General features: G+C 63.0%; 19 protein-coding genes and 1 other annotated feature. Of the genes, 4 read left to right on the forward strand and 15 right to left on the reverse strand.

Annotation, left to right across the window (positions count from 1 at the left end; genetic code table 11):
* The first annotated feature begins 104 nt into the window (after nt 1-104).
* Nucleotides 105-1694 carry an L-aspartate oxidase gene (gene nadB / locus CDQ91_RS09395; RefSeq protein ID WP_088472460.1) on the forward strand — a complete coding sequence of 530 codons (1590 nt, stop codon included), beginning with the start codon at nt 105-107 and terminating at the stop codon, nt 1692-1694.
* A 3-nt stretch (nt 1695-1697) separates the two neighbouring features.
* Complete coding sequence (locus CDQ91_RS09400) at nt 1698-2480, forward strand: AAA family ATPase (RefSeq protein ID WP_088472461.1); 783 nt, start codon at nt 1698-1700, stop codon at nt 2478-2480.
* A gap of 3 nt (nt 2481-2483) precedes the next feature.
* Here the strand turns inward: CDQ91_RS09400 and CDQ91_RS09405 are convergent, their stop codons facing one another.
* The 10 genes from CDQ91_RS09405 to argH all read right to left on the reverse strand — a co-directional run bounded on the left by CDQ91_RS09405 (nt 2484) and on the right by argH (nt 11170).
* Entirely contained in the window at nt 2484-2729 is a 246-nt protein-coding gene (locus CDQ91_RS09405) for a GlsB/YeaQ/YmgE family stress response membrane protein (protein ID WP_088472462.1), read from the reverse strand.
* A 113-nt stretch (nt 2730-2842) separates the two neighbouring features.
* A complete protein-coding gene (locus tag CDQ91_RS09410; protein WP_237245910.1) occupies nt 2843-3169 on the reverse strand; it encodes a GxxExxY protein in 327 nt (108 codons plus the stop codon).
* Between the two features lie 96 nt (nt 3170-3265).
* Nucleotides 3266-4477: a M20 metallopeptidase family protein gene (locus CDQ91_RS09415; RefSeq protein WP_088472463.1), complete on the reverse strand. Its 1212-nt coding sequence runs from the start codon at nt 4475-4477 to the stop codon at nt 3266-3268.
* A complete protein-coding gene (locus CDQ91_RS09420) occupies nt 4477-5160 on the reverse strand; it encodes a restriction endonuclease (protein ID WP_088472464.1) in 684 nt (227 codons plus the stop codon). Before CDQ91_RS09420 ends, CDQ91_RS09415 begins: the two co-directional genes overlap by 1 nt.
* A gap of 122 nt (nt 5161-5282) precedes the next feature.
* Nucleotides 5283-6511, reverse strand: a protein-coding gene (locus CDQ91_RS09425; protein WP_088470769.1) for an IS3 family transposase whose coding sequence is annotated in 2 segments (ribosomal slippage) — nt 5283-6223 and nt 6223-6511 — 1230 coding nt in all. Because the reading frame shifts where the segments join, the coding sequence is not laid out codon by codon here.
* Nucleotides 6114-6230 (reverse strand) — a sequence feature (AL1L pseudoknot). Its footprint overlaps the gene before it by 117 nt.
* Nucleotides 6512-6526: 15 nt before the next feature.
* Nucleotides 6527-7402 (reverse strand): AAA family ATPase, encoded by an 876-nt coding sequence (locus CDQ91_RS09430; protein WP_201791882.1) that lies wholly within the window; start codon nt 7400-7402, stop codon nt 6527-6529.
* Nucleotides 7403-7490: 88 nt separating this feature from the next.
* Nucleotides 7491-8267 (reverse strand): precorrin-2 dehydrogenase/sirohydrochlorin ferrochelatase family protein, encoded by a 777-nt coding sequence (locus tag CDQ91_RS09435; RefSeq protein WP_088472465.1) that lies wholly within the window; start codon nt 8265-8267, stop codon nt 7491-7493.
* A gap of 2 nt (nt 8268-8269) precedes the next feature.
* Nucleotides 8270-9529, reverse strand: coding sequence for a diaminopimelate decarboxylase (gene lysA, locus CDQ91_RS09440; protein ID WP_088472466.1), 1260 nt, complete (start codon nt 9527-9529; stop codon nt 8270-8272).
* A gap of 17 nt (nt 9530-9546) precedes the next feature.
* Complete coding sequence (locus tag CDQ91_RS09445; RefSeq protein WP_088472663.1) at nt 9547-9795, reverse strand: hypothetical protein; 249 nt, start codon at nt 9793-9795, stop codon at nt 9547-9549.
* 4 nt (nt 9796-9799) lie between these two features.
* Entirely contained in the window at nt 9800-11170 is a 1371-nt protein-coding gene (gene argH / locus CDQ91_RS09450) for an argininosuccinate lyase (protein WP_088472467.1), read from the reverse strand.
* On the opposite strand from argH, the gene CDQ91_RS09455 reads away from it, so the two are divergent.
* On the forward strand, nt 11169-11798 hold the full coding sequence (locus tag CDQ91_RS09455; protein ID WP_088472468.1) for a TlpA family protein disulfide reductase: 630 nt from the start codon (nt 11169-11171) through the stop codon (nt 11796-11798). The two genes, argH and CDQ91_RS09455, sit on opposite strands and share 2 nt — an antisense overlap.
* 17 nt (nt 11799-11815) lie before the next feature.
* Entirely contained in the window at nt 11816-12967 is a 1152-nt protein-coding gene (locus CDQ91_RS09460) for an acyl-CoA dehydrogenase family protein (protein ID WP_201791883.1), read from the forward strand.
* A 220-nt stretch (nt 12968-13187) separates the two neighbouring features.
* Here CDQ91_RS09460 and CDQ91_RS09465 read toward each other — a convergent pair whose 3' ends face one another.
* From CDQ91_RS09465 to CDQ91_RS09485, 5 genes are all read right to left on the reverse strand, one after another.
* Nucleotides 13188-13523 carry a hypothetical protein gene (locus tag CDQ91_RS09465; protein WP_088472470.1) on the reverse strand — a complete coding sequence of 112 codons (336 nt, stop codon included), beginning with the start codon at nt 13521-13523 and terminating at the stop codon, nt 13188-13190.
* A 237-nt stretch (nt 13524-13760) separates the two neighbouring features.
* A complete protein-coding gene (locus tag CDQ91_RS09470; protein WP_088472471.1) occupies nt 13761-14762 on the reverse strand; it encodes an NAD(P)H-dependent glycerol-3-phosphate dehydrogenase in 1002 nt (333 codons plus the stop codon).
* A gap of 155 nt (nt 14763-14917) precedes the next feature.
* Nucleotides 14918-15853: an alpha/beta fold hydrolase gene (locus tag CDQ91_RS09475; RefSeq protein ID WP_088472472.1), complete on the reverse strand. Its 936-nt coding sequence runs from the start codon at nt 15851-15853 to the stop codon at nt 14918-14920.
* Nucleotides 15854-16018: 165 nt separating this feature from the next.
* On the reverse strand, nt 16019-17050 hold the full coding sequence (queA, locus tag CDQ91_RS09480) for a tRNA preQ1(34) S-adenosylmethionine ribosyltransferase-isomerase QueA (RefSeq protein ID WP_088472473.1): 1032 nt from the start codon (nt 17048-17050) through the stop codon (nt 16019-16021).
* 23 nt (nt 17051-17073) lie between these two features.
* Nucleotides 17074-17865, reverse strand: coding sequence for a peptidylprolyl isomerase (locus CDQ91_RS09485; protein ID WP_088472474.1), 792 nt, complete (start codon nt 17863-17865; stop codon nt 17074-17076).
* Nucleotides 17866-17892 lie beyond the last annotated feature (27 nt).

Here is a 17892-nt window from a genome sequence, read left to right on the forward strand (position 1 = left end):
GTCCCGGACCCGATCCGGGATTGTCGAAGCCCGGTCCTTTCTTTAGCGGTCAAAAAGAACAGTCCTTCGACAAACTCAGGACGAATGAATGAGAGGGAAGGGCCATGGCCGAACCGACTAGCGAGCACGACGTCATCATCGTCGGCTCGGGCGCCGCAGGCCTTACCGCCGCGATCGCGCTCGCCGATCATTGTCGCGTGCTAGTGCTCGCCAAGGGTAACCTCACCGGCGGGTCGACCGCCTGGGCGCAGGGCGGGATCGCTGCGGTGCTCGATGCCGGCGACACGTTCGAAAATCATATAGAGGACACGATGGTCGCGGGCGCGGGGTTGAACCGGCGCGAGACGGTCGAGTTCGTCGTCGAAAATGCCCCGCATGCTATCGAGCGGCTGATCGAGATGGGCGTTCCCTTCAATAAGGAAGCCGAGGCGCTGCACCTGACGCGCGAGGGTGGCCATTCGCACCGCCGCATCGTCCATGTCGACGACGCGACCGGCTGGGCGGTGCAGGCCGCGCTGCTCAAGACCGCCGAGGCGCATCCCAATATCACTTTGCTGCCCGGGCAGACGTGCATCGACCTGATCACGGGGCGGCACGAGGTTCGCTATTCGGGGTCGGGCCGCGTGTGGGGCGTTTACGCGCTCGATGAAAAGACTGGCAAGGTCCACGCGCATGTCGGCCGCGCGACGATCCTCGCGAGCGGCGGGGCTGGCCGTGTCTATCAATTCTCGACAGCACCGCGCGGGGCGACTGGCGACGGCATTGCGATGGCGTGGCGCGCGGGCGCGCGCGTCTCGAACATGGAAATGATGCAGTTTCACCCGACCTGCCTCTATAATCTCGAGGTCAAAAATTTCCTGATCACCGAGGCTGTGCGCGGCGAAGGCGGGATATTGAAGCACCCGGTTACCGGGCATCGCTATATGCCCGATTACGACCCGCGCGCCGAACTCGCGCCGCGCGACGTCGTCGCGCGCGCGAACGACGACCAGATCAAGCGCTCGGGGCTCGACTATGTCTACCTCGACATCAGCGACAAGGACCCCGACTTTGTCGCGGGGCATTTCCCGAACATCCATGAAAAGCTGCTGACGCTCGGCATCGACATGACGAAAGGGCCGATCCCGGTGGTGCCCGCGCAGCATTATACGTGCGGCGGGGTGCTGATCGACCTCGACGGACGCACCGATCTTCCCGGCCTCTATGCGGCGGGCGAATGCACCGAAAGCGGGCTCCACGGCGCCAACCGTCTCGCGTCGAACAGCCTGCTCGAATGCTTTGTGTTCGGCGAGGCGACGGCGAAGCATATCATTCAAAGCTGGGACCAGCTCGATACCCCGCCGGCGATCCGTCCGTGGGATGCCAGCCGCGTCACCGATTCGGACGAAGAGGTGGTGATCAAGCAGAACTGGACCGAAATCCGCCGCTTCATGTGGAATTATGTCGGCATCGTGCGCACCACCAAGCGGCTCGAGCGTGCGCAGCACCGGATCAACATGCTGACCCACGAGGTCGAGGATTATTACGGCCATTTCCGCGTCACCACCGACCTCATCGAGCTGCGCAACCTGCTGCAATGCGCCGACCTGATCGTGCGTAGCGCGCTCCATCGCAAGGAAAGCCGCGGGCTGCACTCGACGCTCGATTATCCCGACCTGCTGCCGGAGGCGGTTGATACGGTGCTGGTGCCGTGAGCCTTGGCTAGGGGCGGGTCGCGAACGAAGCTTCCGCCGCCCTATCTGCGGCGGGTGTGGAGGCCCGAGCGGGTCGCGGATAGCGACAGGCCCGTCGTCGATCGCGAAGCCTACCCTTTCAATATCCCGCTGTTCGGCGACCCGGATTTCGAAATCCGGTTCGAGGCACCTGCCACGATATTGGTGGGCGAAAACGGATCGGGAAAATCGACCCTGCTCGAAGCCATTGCGGTGCTGGCGGGGTTCAGCGAGGGCGGTGGTGGCTATGGTCATCGGGCCGTCGAGCGGTCGGACATTTCGGGCGGTGATGGGGGCGTGCTGGCGGATGCCCTGCGCGCGGCCTGGTTGCCCAAGATCGGCAATGGCTTCTTTTTTCGCGCCGAAACCTTCTTCTCGCTCGCCCGCTATGTCGATCAGTCCGCCGTCGATGCGGGCTTTTCTCCTCCCGATTACCTGTCCTGGTCGCACGGCGAAGGCTTTTTGGGCTTTTTCGAAGAACACGCCGACCGGCAGGGCATTTATATTTTCGACGAACCCGAATCGGCGCTGTCGCCGTCACGCCAGTTCGATTTTCTCAAGCTGCTGCGCCGTATTCAGCGCGCGAACAACAGCCAGATCATCATGGCGACGCACTCGCCGATCCTGATGGCGCTGCCCGATGCCGATCTATGGCAGATCACGCCGCAGGGTATCGCGCCGACGCAGCTCGAAGATACGTCGCATTACCGCCTCTACCGCGAGTTCGTCCAATATCCGCACGAGACGGTCGAGGCGATGATCGAATAGGCGTCAGCCGCCGATGCCGAGCAGCCGCCCAACCAGAATCAGCACGATCGCGCCGATCACCGATGCAAGACACCCTGCGCGATTGAAGTCGCCCCGACCGCGCGAGACGGCGAAACCGGCGAGCAAAGACCCGCCGATGCCGAGCAGGATCGTCGCGATCCACCCCATGTCGACCGCGCCGGGATAGAAAAAGCGCGCCAGCGCGCCGATGATCAGGCCTGAGATGATGGCGCTGATGATGTTGATCATATTGGACTCCTTTGAATGGCCACAGCATGGCCGCAGCGTTGGCGCATCTGAGAAGCGACGAGCTTCCCTGCAAGCAGAGCATTGACTGAGTCTCACACAAAGACACGAAGATGTCAGCGTGTGAGATCACCGTTGGCGATTCTTCGCACACCTTCTTTGAACGTGGCGGCGCCAAAGTTGATAAGCAAACCGACCGGTAGATCGAGCAGTCGGAGATAGGTGAGGACTTGCTTGCTATGGAGTGGTGTGAGCCGCTCGACAGACTTGAGTTCGACGAGAAGCTTGCCTTCGACCATCAAATCGGCGCGGAAGCCTTCGGCCAGCTGAAGACCATCGTAACGGATTGGAATGGGCTTTTGCCTTTCGATCCAGATTCCCCGGCGGACCAGTTGGTCCGCCATGATGGCTTCGTAAGCGGACTCAAGCAGTCCAGGCCCCAAGTTCCGATGGAGTCAATAGCCGCAATCAATCACTATGCTCGCGAGTTCTTCCAAATTTGGCGACATGGACCGCCCTCTTTGTGTCTTTGTGTGAAATTATTGCGCGCCAAAACCGTCGTTCAAGAACCGCTCTGCCATTGCCGCATGCAGCGCTGCGCCGCGCGCCATGACCTTTTCGTCGAGGACCATGCGGTTGCTGTGCAGGCCGCAGCAGGCTCGCCAGTCGCTGCCTTCGTGGCTTGCGCCGAGCCAGAACATCGCGCCCGGGACTTTTTCCAGCACATAGGCGAAATCCTCTGCGCCCATCACCGGATGGTCCATCGTCATCCACGCGGCTTCGCCGAATGTCTCCTCGACGACACGCTGGCCAAAGGTGGCGGCGCGGGTGTCGCAGATGGTGACCGGAAAGCCCTCGTCGATCGTGACTTCGGCGGTGCAGCCATGCGCCTCGGCGATCGCGGGGGCGAGGCGTTTGAGCTCCCGCGCGACCATCGCGCGGCGTTCGCGCGACAGCGTGCGGATCGTGCCCAGCATCTCGGCTGTTTCGGGAATGATATTGTTCGTTGTGCCGGCGCTGATCTTGGCGATGGTGACGACGGCGGGATCGAAGACCGAGATGCGGCGCGTCACCATCGTCTGGATCGCGGTGACGATCGAACAGGCGACCGGAATCGGGTCGATCGTGTCTTGCGGCATCGACGCATGGCCGCCCGCGCCCTTGACGGTGATCGACAGCACGTCGGATGAGGCGAGCAGGGGGCCCGCCTTGCCCGCAAAGACGCCATGCGGCGCATTGGGCATGATGTGGAGCGCAAAGGCGGCGTCGGGCAGCGGATCGATGATTCCGTCATCGAGCATGAAGCGTGCGCCATGATGCCCCTCTTCGCCCGGCTGGAACATGAACATCACCGTGCCGGGCAGGCGGTCGCGCGCCGCGCAGAGCAATTTCGCCGCGCCGACGAGCATCGCGACATGCGTGTCATGCCCGCACGCGTGCATCGCGCCGGTGGTTTCGGAGCTGAAGTCGAGGCCGGTATCCTCGAGCAAAGGCAGCGCATCCATGTCGCCGCGCAGCAAGACGGTGCGGCCGTTCGCAGGCCCGCGCAGGATCGCGACGAGCCCGGTGGTCGACGGCCCTTCGCGAAATTCGAGCGGCAGCCCGGCGAGTGCGTCCTTGATCTTCGCGAGCGTCTTGGGGTTTTGCAGGCCAAGTTCGGGCTCGCGGTGAATCGCGCGACGCAGTTCGACGAGGACGGGGAGGAGGGTTTCGGCCTCAGCGGGCCAAGGTGAAATATGTTGTAGTTCCATCAAACTTTGCTCACCTGCCTGATTGCGCAAACATAGATTTCACCTCGAGTTTGAGCTGCGCGAATTTTGTAGTCCAGCATCGTTTCAAGGGAAATTCGGTCGTCCAAAACGTGCGACAAATCTTCGCCGTCGATCAAAATGGTCTGAATATGTTTCCCATGAACGACGGCTTCGATCGACTGGTTGGAGAAGCCGTTGACTGAAATGAACACACCGCGCCCATGCATTTTCCCATCAACCTTATAGGCAAATTTGTAGAGTTCGCCGGTACTCGTCGACGGGTCCTGCCATTTCGCTTCGACGATGTAATTTTCGCCTTCAAATTTGAAGCTACCGTCAATTTGTTCGCCGTTGATGTTGAATGGGTCGCCCATCTTTATGGATTGTCGGGAAAAGAGTTCCTGAAGGAAACGTTCGAAGAGTTTTCCGCGGGCTTGGGGTGTGAGGTCTGAGCCGAACATTTTTTGAAAAGCTGTCTTCAGAGCCGACAGATCTTGGCCCTTCGATCGTTTTGTTTCAGCCACTCTCGAGTTATCGCGCCGCCGTTCAGTTTGCGCATTCCGGTTCGTGATGGCATCTCCGAGCCGTTTGATGTTGGCTTCCGCTTCCGCGCGATCAAGCTTTTGCTTCTGTTCGAACCAATAGGGATCGAAATGAGACCAGTTCGATAATCGGTCGATCATGGTTTGAAACACTGTGTAGCCGCGGTCTGGTTGAGCGGCGAGTAGAAAGAAAGCATCGATAACTATTTGATGTCGGCTCAGTGTGAACCGCCCCGGAACTGCCGGAGGCCATTTGGTTTAAGTTACGCAGCCATGGAGACGTCGTCCAGCATGGCATAGTATCGTTCTTCGGCTTCGGCGGGCGGGATGTTACCGATAGGCTCAAGCAGCCGCCTGTTGTTAAACCAGTCGACCCATTCGAGCGTGGCATATTCGACAGCTTCAAAGGATCGCCACGGACCTCGCCGATGGATCACCTCGGCCTTGTAAAGGCCATTGATCGTCTCGGCCAAGGCGTTGTCATAACTGTCGCCAACACTCCCGACCGACGGCTCGATCCCGGCCTCGGCGAGGCGCTCGGTATATTTGATCGACACATATTGGCTGCCGCGATCGCTGTGGTGGATCAGCCCGCCACGATGGGCCGGTCGGCGATCGTGGATGGCCTGCTCAAGGGCATCCAGGACGAAGCTCGCATGCGCCGTCCTGCTGACCCGCCAACCCACGATATAGCGGGCATAAACGTCGATGACGAAGGCCACATAAACGAAGCCGGCCCATGTCGCGACATAGGTAAAGTCTGACACCCAGAGCATATTGGGCGCCGGCGCATGGAACCGCCGGTTCACCTGATCGAGCGGGCAAGGCGCGGCTTTGTCGCTGATCGTCGTGCGCACCGGCTTGCCCCGGATTACACCCTGCAAGCCCAGGTCGCGCATCAGCCGCTCGATGGTGCATCGCGCGACGGCGAAGCCCTCGCGGTTCATCTGTCGCCAGACCTTGCGCACCCCGTAAACGCCGAAGTTGTCAGCAAAAACACGGACCACCTCGGGCTTCAGATCACGATCGCGCCGGGCACGATCTGATAGCCTTCCAGGGTCTCGTCGCTGAGCGACACGCTCGTGGTAGGTGGATGGGGCGATCGGCAGAACCCGGCAGATCGGCTCGACCCCATAAACCTCACGATGCTCATCAATGAAGGCAGTCATCTCCGGAACGGGCGGTCGAGCTCCGCCTGGGCAAAATATGCTGACGCCTTGCGCAGGATCTCGTTGGCCTGGCGCAACTCGCGGTTCTCGCGCTCAAGGGACTTGAGGCGATCAGCCATCTCGGTCGGAACACCGGCGCGCTTGCCGCTATCGACCTCGACCTTCTTCACCCACTCATGAAGCGTCTGCGGCACGCAGCCGATCTTCGCTGCGATCGATACGATGGCTGCCCACCGTGATGGATGATCGCCTTCGTGATCCAGCACCATCCGTACCGCACGTGCGCGAACCTCAGGTGAAAACTTGTTGGTTGTCTTGCTCATCGTAGGCCCTTCCTCTCAGGAGTTGGGGCCTCCGGCAATCCCGGGGCGGTTCAAAAGGCATATAGCGATGCTTTCTGCGTGGTCACTAAACTCTTCCAACATAGCGATGATCAGCTTGCCCAGCCGTGCTTGGAGATCTGGGTGAAGGTGTACATCTGGCTCGTCAAGGAGGAGTACGTTAAACTTCGATGGGTCGATAGTGTCGAAAAAGTAGAGAATTTCGGCCGCCAGCGCGACGGCCTCAGATTCGCCGCTGCTGATTTGATCCGGGCTTACTATCTGGCCGTCGGCGAGAGAACGGAACTCAAAATCGGCTGCACCCATCTCAAGAGAAATGTTGGTTAGCAGCTGATTGACCTTACTCAGCCGGTCTGTGTCGAAGTTGCGCGTCGTATCCATTCTGATTTCAGGAGTGCTGGCAAGGCGACGTAGGTAAAGCGTCTCGGCCTCGCGGAAAAGCATAGCTGATGCAGCCTTAAAGTTGCTGGCTTGATTAACCGACCGAACTTGCCGTAGCCAAGTGGGATCATTGCTCATGTTCGTAAGGACGTTGCCGTCACGTTTGAAAGACCCAGCGCGCTCGGGGCTAACGTAGCGAACGTTATAGAGCTGCATATTCTGACTGGTTACTTGGTCGATGTCGCGGAGAAAGCGGCTCTTTCCCGCGCCATTGCGCCCCATGATTACGTTGATGTTGTTCAGGTTAATGAGGTGGGCGGCTTGCCCGCTCAGTTCTTTTATTTTCAACGTCGCCCCCCGTTTTTCTTCGCCAGTATGGCATCGGTCGAGGGAAAGGAATAGGGCGCAGTCTCGAAGGTCTCCTCGTGGTTGCTGCGAGCACGCGAATGTCAGGTTTCGACCAGCGACATGCATACCTTGAACGACCACCATCGGTCGGTTTCCCGACATCCTGTTCGTGTCGAGTGAAGTCGAGACACCCATCGAGATGGCGCCAGGCCGAGGGGCATCTCGACTTCGCTTAACCGTCCGCCCGTTCCAGCCACAGCGACAGCCCCGGAGGAGGAACGGTCGGCGGAGCTTCTGCAACATGCCGTACCGCATCGGCTCGCGCGCGGCCGAGGATTGCCACGGGTATGTCCGCCGGGTGAAAAAGATGGTCAGCTTCGCCCAGCAGGCGCGCAGCGCGCAGCGTGAGGTCGTCGGGGTCCAGGCCGGTGAGGCGAATGATTTCGAGGCGCGATGGCGCGGCGTCCGTCGCGGCGACCAGCCACGCATCCACCTTGTCCGCCGCGTCGCCATCGAGCGGGTCGAGCGCCCCGCCGCTCGCCAGGGCAGCATCGATCGCGCGGCGGCGGTCGGAGGCGGCGGGCCAGCGCGCCTTCATCGCGGCCCGTGCCGTATGGAGCGCCAATGCGAGCGCGCCGAGCCGCGCGGGCAGCAACGCCTCAATCCGCTGGCGCACCGCTTTCGCGAGCCCCGCCGATGCACCGCCGGTGCCGATTGCTATGGTGACCGGCGCGCGGTCGACGATCGCGGGGGTGGTGAAATCGCAGAGGTCGGGACGATCGACGACATTGACGAGCAAGCCGCGCGCGCGCAGCGCTTCCGCCGCGGCGCGCGCCTCAGCATCATCGGCGAGTGCAACGAAGGCGATGGTCGCGCCTTCCTCCCATCCCGGCACGATGCGCCCGCCCGCGCGCATGATCAGCCGCGCCTTGGCATCGGCAGCCTCCCCCTCCCCGACCAGCACGACCGTGCGGCCGCGCAGGTTCAGGAAGATGGGAAGCTGCTCCATCGTCAGTCGATCCAGTCGGGGACGCGCTCGGCGGCCATGATCGTGCCCGCAGCGATGCGGTCGGCGACGACGGCATAACGGTCGCCGTCGACGAGAACCTCGGGAACGAGGCTGCGGCTGTTGTACGTCGATGCCATCGTTGCGCCATAGGCGCCGGCGGTACGGAAGACTGCAAGGTCGCCCGCCTCCACCTTGTCGGTCGTGCGGTCGCGCGCGAAGGTGTCGCCGGTTTCGCAAACCGGGCCGACGATCGACGCGGTCATCGTCTCGCCGTTCGGCTTGACCGCGATAAAGTCGTGGTACGCGTCATAAAGTGCGGGGCGCGCAAGATCGTTCATCGCCGCATCGACGATCACGAACGGGGTGGTCGCCCCGGGCTTGACCCAGAGTACTTCGGTAAGCAGCACCCCGGTGTTGCCCGCGATCACGCGGCCGGGTTCGAACATCAAGGTGACGTCCCAATCCTTGGTCACGCGCGCGACCATCGCGCCATATTCGGCGGGGCTCGGCGGATTATCCTCAGCCTTGTACGGCACGCCCAGACCGCCGCCCAAATCCACATGGGTGATACTGTGCCCCGCAGCGCGAAGCTCGGCGACGAGTTCGCCGACGCGGATGAACGCCGCTTCCAGCGGCGCAAGGCTGGTGAGCTGGCTGCCGATATGGACCGCGACGCCGCGCATCTGGAGGCCCGGCAGCGCCGCGAGGCGGCCGAAGATCGCGGGCGCGCTGTCGATGCCAACACCGAACTTGTTGTCGGCCTTGCCCGTCGAAATCTTGGCGTGGGTGCCCGCATCGACGTCGGGATTGACGCGCAGCACTGCGGGCGCGGTCATTTCCTTGGCGAGCGCGATCTCGGCGAGCGCGATGCCTTCGGGTTCATGCTCGATGTTGAACTGGCCGATGCCGCGGTCGAGCCCTTGCGCCAGCTCGGCGCGGGTCTTGCCGACCCCTGAAAAGACGATGTCCTCGGGCGCCATGCCCGCCGCGAGCGCGCGTTCAAGTTCGCCGCCCGACACGACATCGGCGCCATAGCCCTGCCGCGCGAGGACACGCAGCACGCCAAGGTTGGGGTTGCACTTGATCGCAAAGGCGATGTGCTTCTTGGGAATGTCCTTCAGCCCGTCGCGGAATGCCTGAGCGTGGCGCTCGAGCGTGGCGCGCGAATAGACGTAAACGGGGGTACCGATTTCTTCGGCAATGCGCGGCAAGGGAATGTCTTCGGCGTGGAGAACGCCGTCGCGGTAGTCGAAATGATTCATTGGTAGAAGTCCTAAGCTCAGCCCGGAGGCGGCAAGTCAAAATCGTCGGGTTGGCGTTGTTCGGACCGTTTGAGAAGTTCGTCGCTGCGCGCAGGCCGGGCCTGCGCGTCAGGCGTCGTAAGCTCCTCCGTGGTCGGCGCGCGGGTGGCGCCGACGGGGACGGCCGGTGCGGGCTGACCCGCGACCGGCTTTAAATCTACCTTGCTGCCGCACGCGGCCAAGAGGGCCAGCAGGGCGGCGCTTGCGGCGAGGTGACGCTTTGTCATCAACCTATTCCTTCGATGCGGCGCGCGCCGCGGCGATGGCCTGCCTTACCCGTTCGGGCGCCGTGCCGCCATAGCTGACGCGGCTGGCGACCGAAGCCTCGACCGTCAATGCAGCAAGCACGGCGGGCGTGACCGCGGCGTGGATCGCGGCGGCATCGGCGGCGGGCAGCGCCGACAGTTCGACGCCCAGTTCCTCGGCGCGCTTGACGCACGAACCGACGACATGATGTGCCTCGCGGAACGGCAAGCCGGCTTCGCGCACCAGCCAGTCGGCGAGGTCAGTCGCGGTCGAATAACCTGAGGCCGCGAGCGCGCGCATGCGATCGGTACGGAAGGTCAGCGTCTCGACCATCCCGGTCATCGCCGCGAGCGACAGTGCGAGCGCGTCGAAGGCGCCGAAGACGGTTTCCTTATCGTCCTGCAAATCCTTCGAATAAGTGAGCGGCAGTCCCTTCACGATCACCGCGAGCCGCTGGAATGCACCGAGCAACAGGCCAGCGCGGCCGCGCACCAGTTCGGCGGCGTCGGGGTTGCGCTTTTGCGGCATGATCGAGCTGCCCGTCGACCAGGCGTCGGGCAGGCTGATGAAACCGAAGGGCTGGCTCGCCCAGATCACGATCTCTTCGGCAAGACGCGAGAGATGAATCGCCGAGATCGAGGCGGCGGCACAAAATTCGAGCGCGAAGTCACGGTCGGACACGGCGTCGATGCTGTTCGCCATCGGCCGTTCGAAGCCGAGCGCAGCGGCGGTCGCATGGCGGTCGACCGGAAAACCGGTACCCGCGAGCGCGGCGGCGCCGAGCGGCGATTCGTTGAGCCGCGTGCGTGCGTCGCGGAACCGGCCGCGGTCGCGCGCCAGCATCTCGACATAGGCGAGCAGGTGATGGCCGAGCGTCACCGGCTGCGCGACCTGAAGGTGGGTGAAGCCCGGCATGATGCTGTCGGCATGCTCCTCGGCGCGCGCAAGCAATGCCGCCTGCATCGCGGCGAGCCCGGCGTCGATGCGCTCGCAAGCGGTGCGCGTCCACAGACGGAAATCGGTCGCGACCTGATCGTTGCGCGAGCGTGCGGTGTGAAGCCGTCCGGCGGCTTCGCCGACCAGTTCCTTCAGCCGCGATTCGACCGTCATGTGAATATCTTCGAGCGCAAGGTCGACCGGAACGCCGTTTTCGGCGAACTCGTCGGCGATCTGCGCCAGCCCGCGATAGATCACCGCCGCATCCGCAGCGGCAATGATTCCCGCGGCGCCGAGCATCGCGGCATGCGCGCGGCTCGCGGCGATATCCTCTTCCCACAGACGTTTGTCGACGGGGATGGAGGCATTTATCTCTTGCATGATCGCGGCCGGCCCGCCACCGAAGCGGCCGCCCCACATGCTGTTGCTGTCCGGAGTGTTCGTCATCCGCCGCGTTCCAAATCTCTATGTTACGACCCTCGCCATGCTCTTGGCCGGATCAATCGCGGGCTGCGATAGGGAAAAGCAGCCGGACGGGCAAGCGGCAGGGGGCGAAGCAAATATTTCGCCCGGCCAAGCGAAGCCGGGCGCCGCGCTCGACCGGTTCGAGTATCAACTCGACCGCAGCCAAAAGGGCAAGCCCGTCCCCACCGCGACCTTCCGTGGCCCCGACGACGCGGCGGTGACGCTGGCCGATTTTCGCGGCAAGCCGCTGCTCGTCAATCTCTGGGCGACCTGGTGCGCGCCGTGCGTCGCCGAAATGCCGACGCTCGATGCGCTCGCAGGCGCGAGCGGCGACCGCATGGCGGTGATCGCAGTCGCGCAGGATCTGCAGGGCGCCGAAATCGTCGACCCCTGGTTTCAGAAAGCGGGGCTCAAAAATCTTCAGCCCTATCTCGATCCGAAAAATGGCCTGCTCGACGCCTATAATAGCGCGCTGCCGACGAGCATTTATTACGACGCTGAGGGCCGCGAAATCTGGCGCATCATCGGCGCGATCGACTGGCAGGGCAAGGAAGCGAAAGCGCTGCTCGCCGAAGCGAAATAAATTTGGGGGAGACGAAAGTGCAGGACTACACCGCGATCCGCGAAGAGGTCGCCAAGCTGTGCGCGGCCTTCCCCGGTCCCTATTGGCAGGCGAAGGACCGCGCCCGCGCATATCCGTCCGAATTCGTCGCCGCGCTGGGGGAGGCCGGCTATCTCGCCGCTCTGATCCCCGAAGAATTTGGCGGCGCCGGCCTGCCGCTCTCTGGCGCTGCGGCGATCCTCGAGGAAATCCAGCGTCAGGGCTGCAACGGCGGCGCGGTGCATGCGCAAATGTATGTCATGGGCACGGTGCTGCGCCACGGGTCGGACGAACAGAAGGCGCGCTACCTGCCCAAGGTCGCGACCGGCGAGCTGCGCCTGCAGGCCTTCGGCGTCACCGAACCGACGAGCGGCACCGACACGCTCAGCCTGAAAACCACCGCGAAAAGGGACGGCGATCATTATATCGTCAATGGCCAGAAACTCTGGACCAGCCGCGCCGAGCATAGCGACCTGATGATCCTCCTCGCGCGCACCACCCCGCGCGAGGAAGCCGCGAGCCGCACCGAGGGGCTGTCGGTCTTCCTCGTCGACATGAAGGAAGCGCTCGCCGCAGGGTCGCTGACGATCCGGCCGATCGACACGATGATGAACCATGCGACGACCGAGGTTTTCTTCGACAATATGCGCATCCCCGCCGCGAACCTGATCGGCGAGGAAGGCAAGGGCTTTCGCTACATCCTCTCGGGCATGAACGCTGAACGGCTGCTGATCGCCGCCGAGTGCATCGGCGATGCGAAGTGGTTCATCGACAAGGCATCAAGCTACGCCAAGGAACGCGTGCTGTTCGGCCGCCCGATCGGCCAGAATCAGGGCGTCCAGTTCCCGATCGCGCGCGCCTATGCGCAAATGCGCGCCGCCGAGTTGCTCGTCCATAACGGTATCGCCAAATATGAGGCGGGCGACAATGCCGGTGCCGAGGCCAATATGGCCAAGATGCTCGCCGCCGAGGCAAGCTGGGCCGCAGGCGAGGCGTGCATCCAGACCCACGGCGGCTTCGGCTTCGCCGCCGAATATGACATCGAACGCAAGTTCCGCGAAACGCGCCTCTATCAGGTCGCGCCGATCAGTACGAATATGATCCTCTCCTATGTCGCCGAGCATGTGCTGGGGATGCCGCGCAGTTATTGACCGATCCCCCTCCCGCCTGCGGGAGGGAAAGCGAGACTTACGAACTTGTTCGTTAGTCGCAGCGGGGTGGGCCTTCGCCGCCTCAAACGCTCGCTGCGCTCACGCCCACCCCCAACCCCTCCCGCAAACGGGAGGGGAGAAGCATAAAGAAAGGGCGGGCGCCCATGACACCCGCCCTCCCCTTGCGACCCAAGGCAGGGCCCGGGCACACGCAAACAGCTTATCCGCCGACCGTCACGCGGCCGCTGCGATAGCCTTTCTTGCGCATTTCCTTCGTGTAATCCTTGTCGGCATCGGTCACCTCGACCGTCCATTCATCCCACGCATCCCAGCGGTCTTCGCGGTCGGTGGCGTGACGCAGGTCGCTCGTCAGTTCCTTCTCTGCCTCGAGAATATCGGTGCGATAATTATACCAGGCTTTGTTGACGACGCCCGCGATCGGGGCGGTGCGGATATGCGGCGCGTCAAAACCCGGCGGCATCGAGCCATAGGGAACCGCGGCGGCAACGCTGGCGGGGAGAGCCATTAAGAGTGCGAGGGTGGTCCATTTTTTCATTGTCCATCTCCTGATTGATCGCCCGTTGCAGGACGTCGGACAAGAAACGAAGCAAAGCGCCGATATGTCCGCGACTTATCGGTGAATTCGCACGGACGACGGCGGAAATCTGTCAGCGCCTACCAATGTCGTCATTGCGAGGAGCGAAGCGACGCGGCAATCTCCAGCCATCACCCTTGCGCGAAACCGATAGCTGGAGATTGCTTCGCTCCGCTCGCAATGACGATGAAAAGTGATCTACCCCGGATGCGCCTCATCGCCGACCGCCGAGCGCAGCAGCCCGCGAAACACCTCCTGCGCGGTGCGGATGCCCTGCGTCACGTCGAACACATCCTGCGCGATCGGCATCACAAGACCGTGCTTTTCGGCGAGCGCGATCACCGTCGGCGCGCTCTTCACCCCCTCGGCGACCATGTTCATGCCCGCGATGATCTCGTCGATCTTGCGCCCCTTGCCCAGTTCGACCCCGACATGGCGGTTGCGCGACAAGGGACTGGTGCAGGTCGCGATCAGATCGCCCATTCCCGTCAGCCCGGCAAAGGTTTCGGGCCGTCCGCCCATCGCGACCCCCAGCCGGGTGATTTCGGCAAGCCCGCGCGTCATCAGCGCCGATCGCGTGTTGTCGCCCGCACCCTGCCCATCGCCCATGCCGACCGCGATCGCGATGATATTTTTGAGCACCCCACCCAGTTCGCAGCCCAGCCGGTCGGTGTTGGTGTAGACGCGGAACAGCCCCGAATGGAATATCGGCTGAAGCGCGCGGACGACAATCTCATCCTCCATCGACAACACGCTCGCCGCCGCCTGGCCGGTCATGATCTCGCGCGCGAGGTTGGGGCCGGTGAGGACGCCAACGGGATGACCGGGCAGTATTTCCTCGATCAGCTCGGTCATCCGCTTACCCGACGACAGCTCAAGCCCCTTGGTCAGGCTGATCACCGGCACCCATGGACGAAGATACGCCTTCGCCTCCTCGAGTACGCCGCGAAAGCTGTGCGAGGGCACGCCCATGACCAGCACATCGGCACCCGCCACGACTTCGGCCATGTCGTTCGTCGCACGCAGCGCAGAAGGAAGCGTGATGCCGGGCAGATATTTCCTGTTTTCGCGATGCGTATTAATGTCCGAAACCGTCTCGGCATCGCGCGCCCACAAAGTGATCGGCGCATTGCGCGACACCACCGAGGCCACCGTCGTCCCCCAACTGCCCCCACCGAGCAGCCCGACTTTCAACCGCATCGCTCTCTCCCTGTTTTTTGGGAGAGTGGCGCCGGAATGCCGGGTTGGCAATGCCCTCTCGTCATGCCGGGCTTGACCCGGCATCCATTGCGGCGGTGACGGCATGGACCCCGGATCAAGTCCGGGGTGACGAAGAGATTCAGGACTGATCGATCCTAGCATTGCTGAGCAAGAAACCCCTTCATCACCGCCGCGGTCGATTTAGGGTCCTCGACCATCGGAACATGCCCGACATGTTCGAAGATATGCGACCGGCTGCCCGCAATACCCGCCTCGAGCACCGGAACGCAGCTGACGTCGATCAGCCGATCGTGGCGGCCCCAGATGATCAGGGTCGGCGACTTGACCTCGCCCAGCCGGTCATTGAGCGGATAGTCGCGGCCTTCGGTCGCGATGACCCAGAAGATGCCATCGAGCAGGTCGCGATATTTGAGCGCGTCGGCATAGAAGACCGGCTTCAGCCGTGCCGGAATATGCGGCGGCTTGTGGACGACCATCGCCACCAGCCGGTCGGCATCCGCCAGATTGGCGATGACAAGCGGGTTATAATCCTCGTTCGCCGCCTGTTTCTGAAGGTCGCTTGCGTCGGCGCCGTTGACCCCGGCATTGTTGAGCAGGATCAGGCTCGCGAGCGCATCGGGATAATCGAGCGCATAGCGCAGCGCGATCCAGCCACCCATGCTGTTGCCGCCCAGATGCGGGCGGTCGAGCCCCAAAGCATCGGCGAACGCCTTGAGACGCCGTGTCTGCGCTTCGATATCATAAGCGAGCGTCGGGTTGCGTTCGTTCTCGCCGAAACCTGGCAGGTCGGGCGCGATGACATGATAGTCGCGCGTGAGGTATGGCGCGATCATCGACCAATTATCCTTGTCGCCCGCAAAGCCATGGACGAGCAGCAGCAACGGCTTTGCCCGATCGCCGCCCTCCAGATACGGCCAGGCGCGTCCATCGACGGTCACGCTCTTCTGCACCATCCTGCCGCGCCGCCGCAGCAGCGCACGCCCCATCGCCACGAGGCGGCCGGGAAAGAGGAAATAGAATAAGACCAGTGCGATCAGCGGCGCAAAGATCAGGACGAGCAGGATTTTCATATCAGGCGAACTCCCATCACCCCGCCCCACTCGATCCAAAATGGTCGAACAAAGCATTTCTTCCATCGAAATCCAATAGAAGGAGGCACTTCGCCAAATTCAGCACGAACCGCGCCGGATTTAAAGGGCGTACGACGATATTTGCCGATATTTACGCGCGAAAGCCTATCGTGGCGGCAGCAACAGGCTCGCATCGCCATAACTGTAAAAGCGATATTCGCTCGCGATGGCATGGGCATAGGTCGCCTGCATCACGTCAAGGCCCATCAGCGCACTAACCAACATGAACAAGGTCGATTTGGGCAAGTGGAAATTGGTCATCAGCCCGTCGATCGCGCGAAAGCGATAGCCCGGGGTGATGAAGATTGCCGTGTCGCCCGCGAAAGGCGCGATGATATTATCCTCGCCCGCCGCGCTTTCGAGCAGGCGCAGGCTGGTGGTGCCGACCGCGATCACCCGGCCGCCCTTTGCGCGCACGGCGTTGAGCCGCGCGGCGGTATCGGCGTCGATGCGGCCCCATTCGGCGTGCATCACATGATCCTCGGTGTTGTCGGCCTTGACCGGCAGAAAGGTGCCTGCGCCGACGTGCAAGGTCAGCGTCTCGGTCGCGATTCCCGCCTTGGCGAGGGCATCCAACAACCCCGGAGTGAAGTGAAGCGCCGCGGTCGGCGCCGCGACCGCGCCATCCTCGCGCGCGAACATCGTCTGATAATCCGACCGGTCGTCGGCGTCGGTCGCACGCTTGCCCGCAATATAGGGCGGCAGCGGCATGGTGCCGGCGCGTTCGAGCAGCACTTCGACGGGTTCGTCGCCGGCAAAGGCGAGGATGAAGCTGCCGTCAGCGAGCCGGTCTTCGGCGACCGCCGAAACCCCAGATCCGAAATCGACCGTTTCGCCGACGCGCAGGCGCTTGGCGTTGCGGATAAAGGCCTGCCACCGGCGCAGGTCGATGCGTTTGTGAAGCGTGGCGCCGATGCGCGCGTCGCCGCGTTTGCCTTCCAGCTGCGCGGGGATGACACGGGTGTCGTTGAAGACCAGACAGTCGCCGGGACGCAGCCACGACGGCAGGTCGCCGACCCCGGCGTCGGTCATCGAGCCGCCGTCGACCACCAGCATTCGCGCCGCATCGCGCGGGCGCGCCGGGCGCAGCGCAATGCGCTCGGGCGGCAGGTCAAAATCGAAGGCGTCGACGCGCATAAGAGTTCAGGCGCGTCCCGCGCTTAGCGGATCGGGGCGTTGAGCTGGTCGACCGTGACGTCGGCGGCGGCAGGTGCCGCCGGTGCTTCGGTCAGCATCGACGCGGGCGGAATCGGCTTATTGTCGGCGGCGACCGAGACCTGCACCATGCGCGACATCACTGCGGGCGGCTCGCCCTTCTGGATAGCATCGACATATTGCATCCCCGACACGACGCGGCCGAAGGCCGTGTAGCGATTGTCGAGTGCGAAGCGCGGCTGAAGCATGATGAAGAACTGGCTATTGGCGCTGTCCTCGCTTTCGGCGCGCGCCATCGAAACCGTGCCGCGCAGGTGCGGCACCGCGTTGAATTCGGCTTTCAGATCGGGAAGATCCGAGCCGCCCTGCCCCGTCGCGGTCGGATCGCCCGTCTGCGCCATGAAGCCGTCGATCACGCGGTGAAATTTCGCCCCGTCATAGAAACCGGCGCGCGCGAGCTGCTTGATCCGCGCGACATGGTTCGGCGCGACATTCGGGTAGAGCTGGATCACCACCCGGCCGCCCGTCGACAGGTCGATGTTGAGCATATATTCGGGAATGTTGATGAACTGGTCAAAGGTCATTGCGGGCGGCGCGGCAGGCGCTTCAGCCGTCGCGGGCGCGGGCTGAGCCGTCGGCGCCGGAACCTCAACGGGCACCGGCGGGGCTTCGACCGGCGGCGTTGTGTTGATTTCGGGATCAGGCAAGGGCGCAGGCGGCACTTCCTGCGCGGCGGCCGAAACCACGAGACCGAACGCCATCGCCGTCAACATCAAGGGGCGGAAGGTGAATTTCATGCTGGATCGGCCTTTGCGATTGAATCT

The sequence above is a fragment of the Sphingopyxis witflariensis genome (assembly GCF_002205635.1).
Taxonomy (GTDB): Bacteria; Pseudomonadota; Alphaproteobacteria; order Sphingomonadales; family Sphingomonadaceae; genus Sphingopyxis; species Sphingopyxis witflariensis.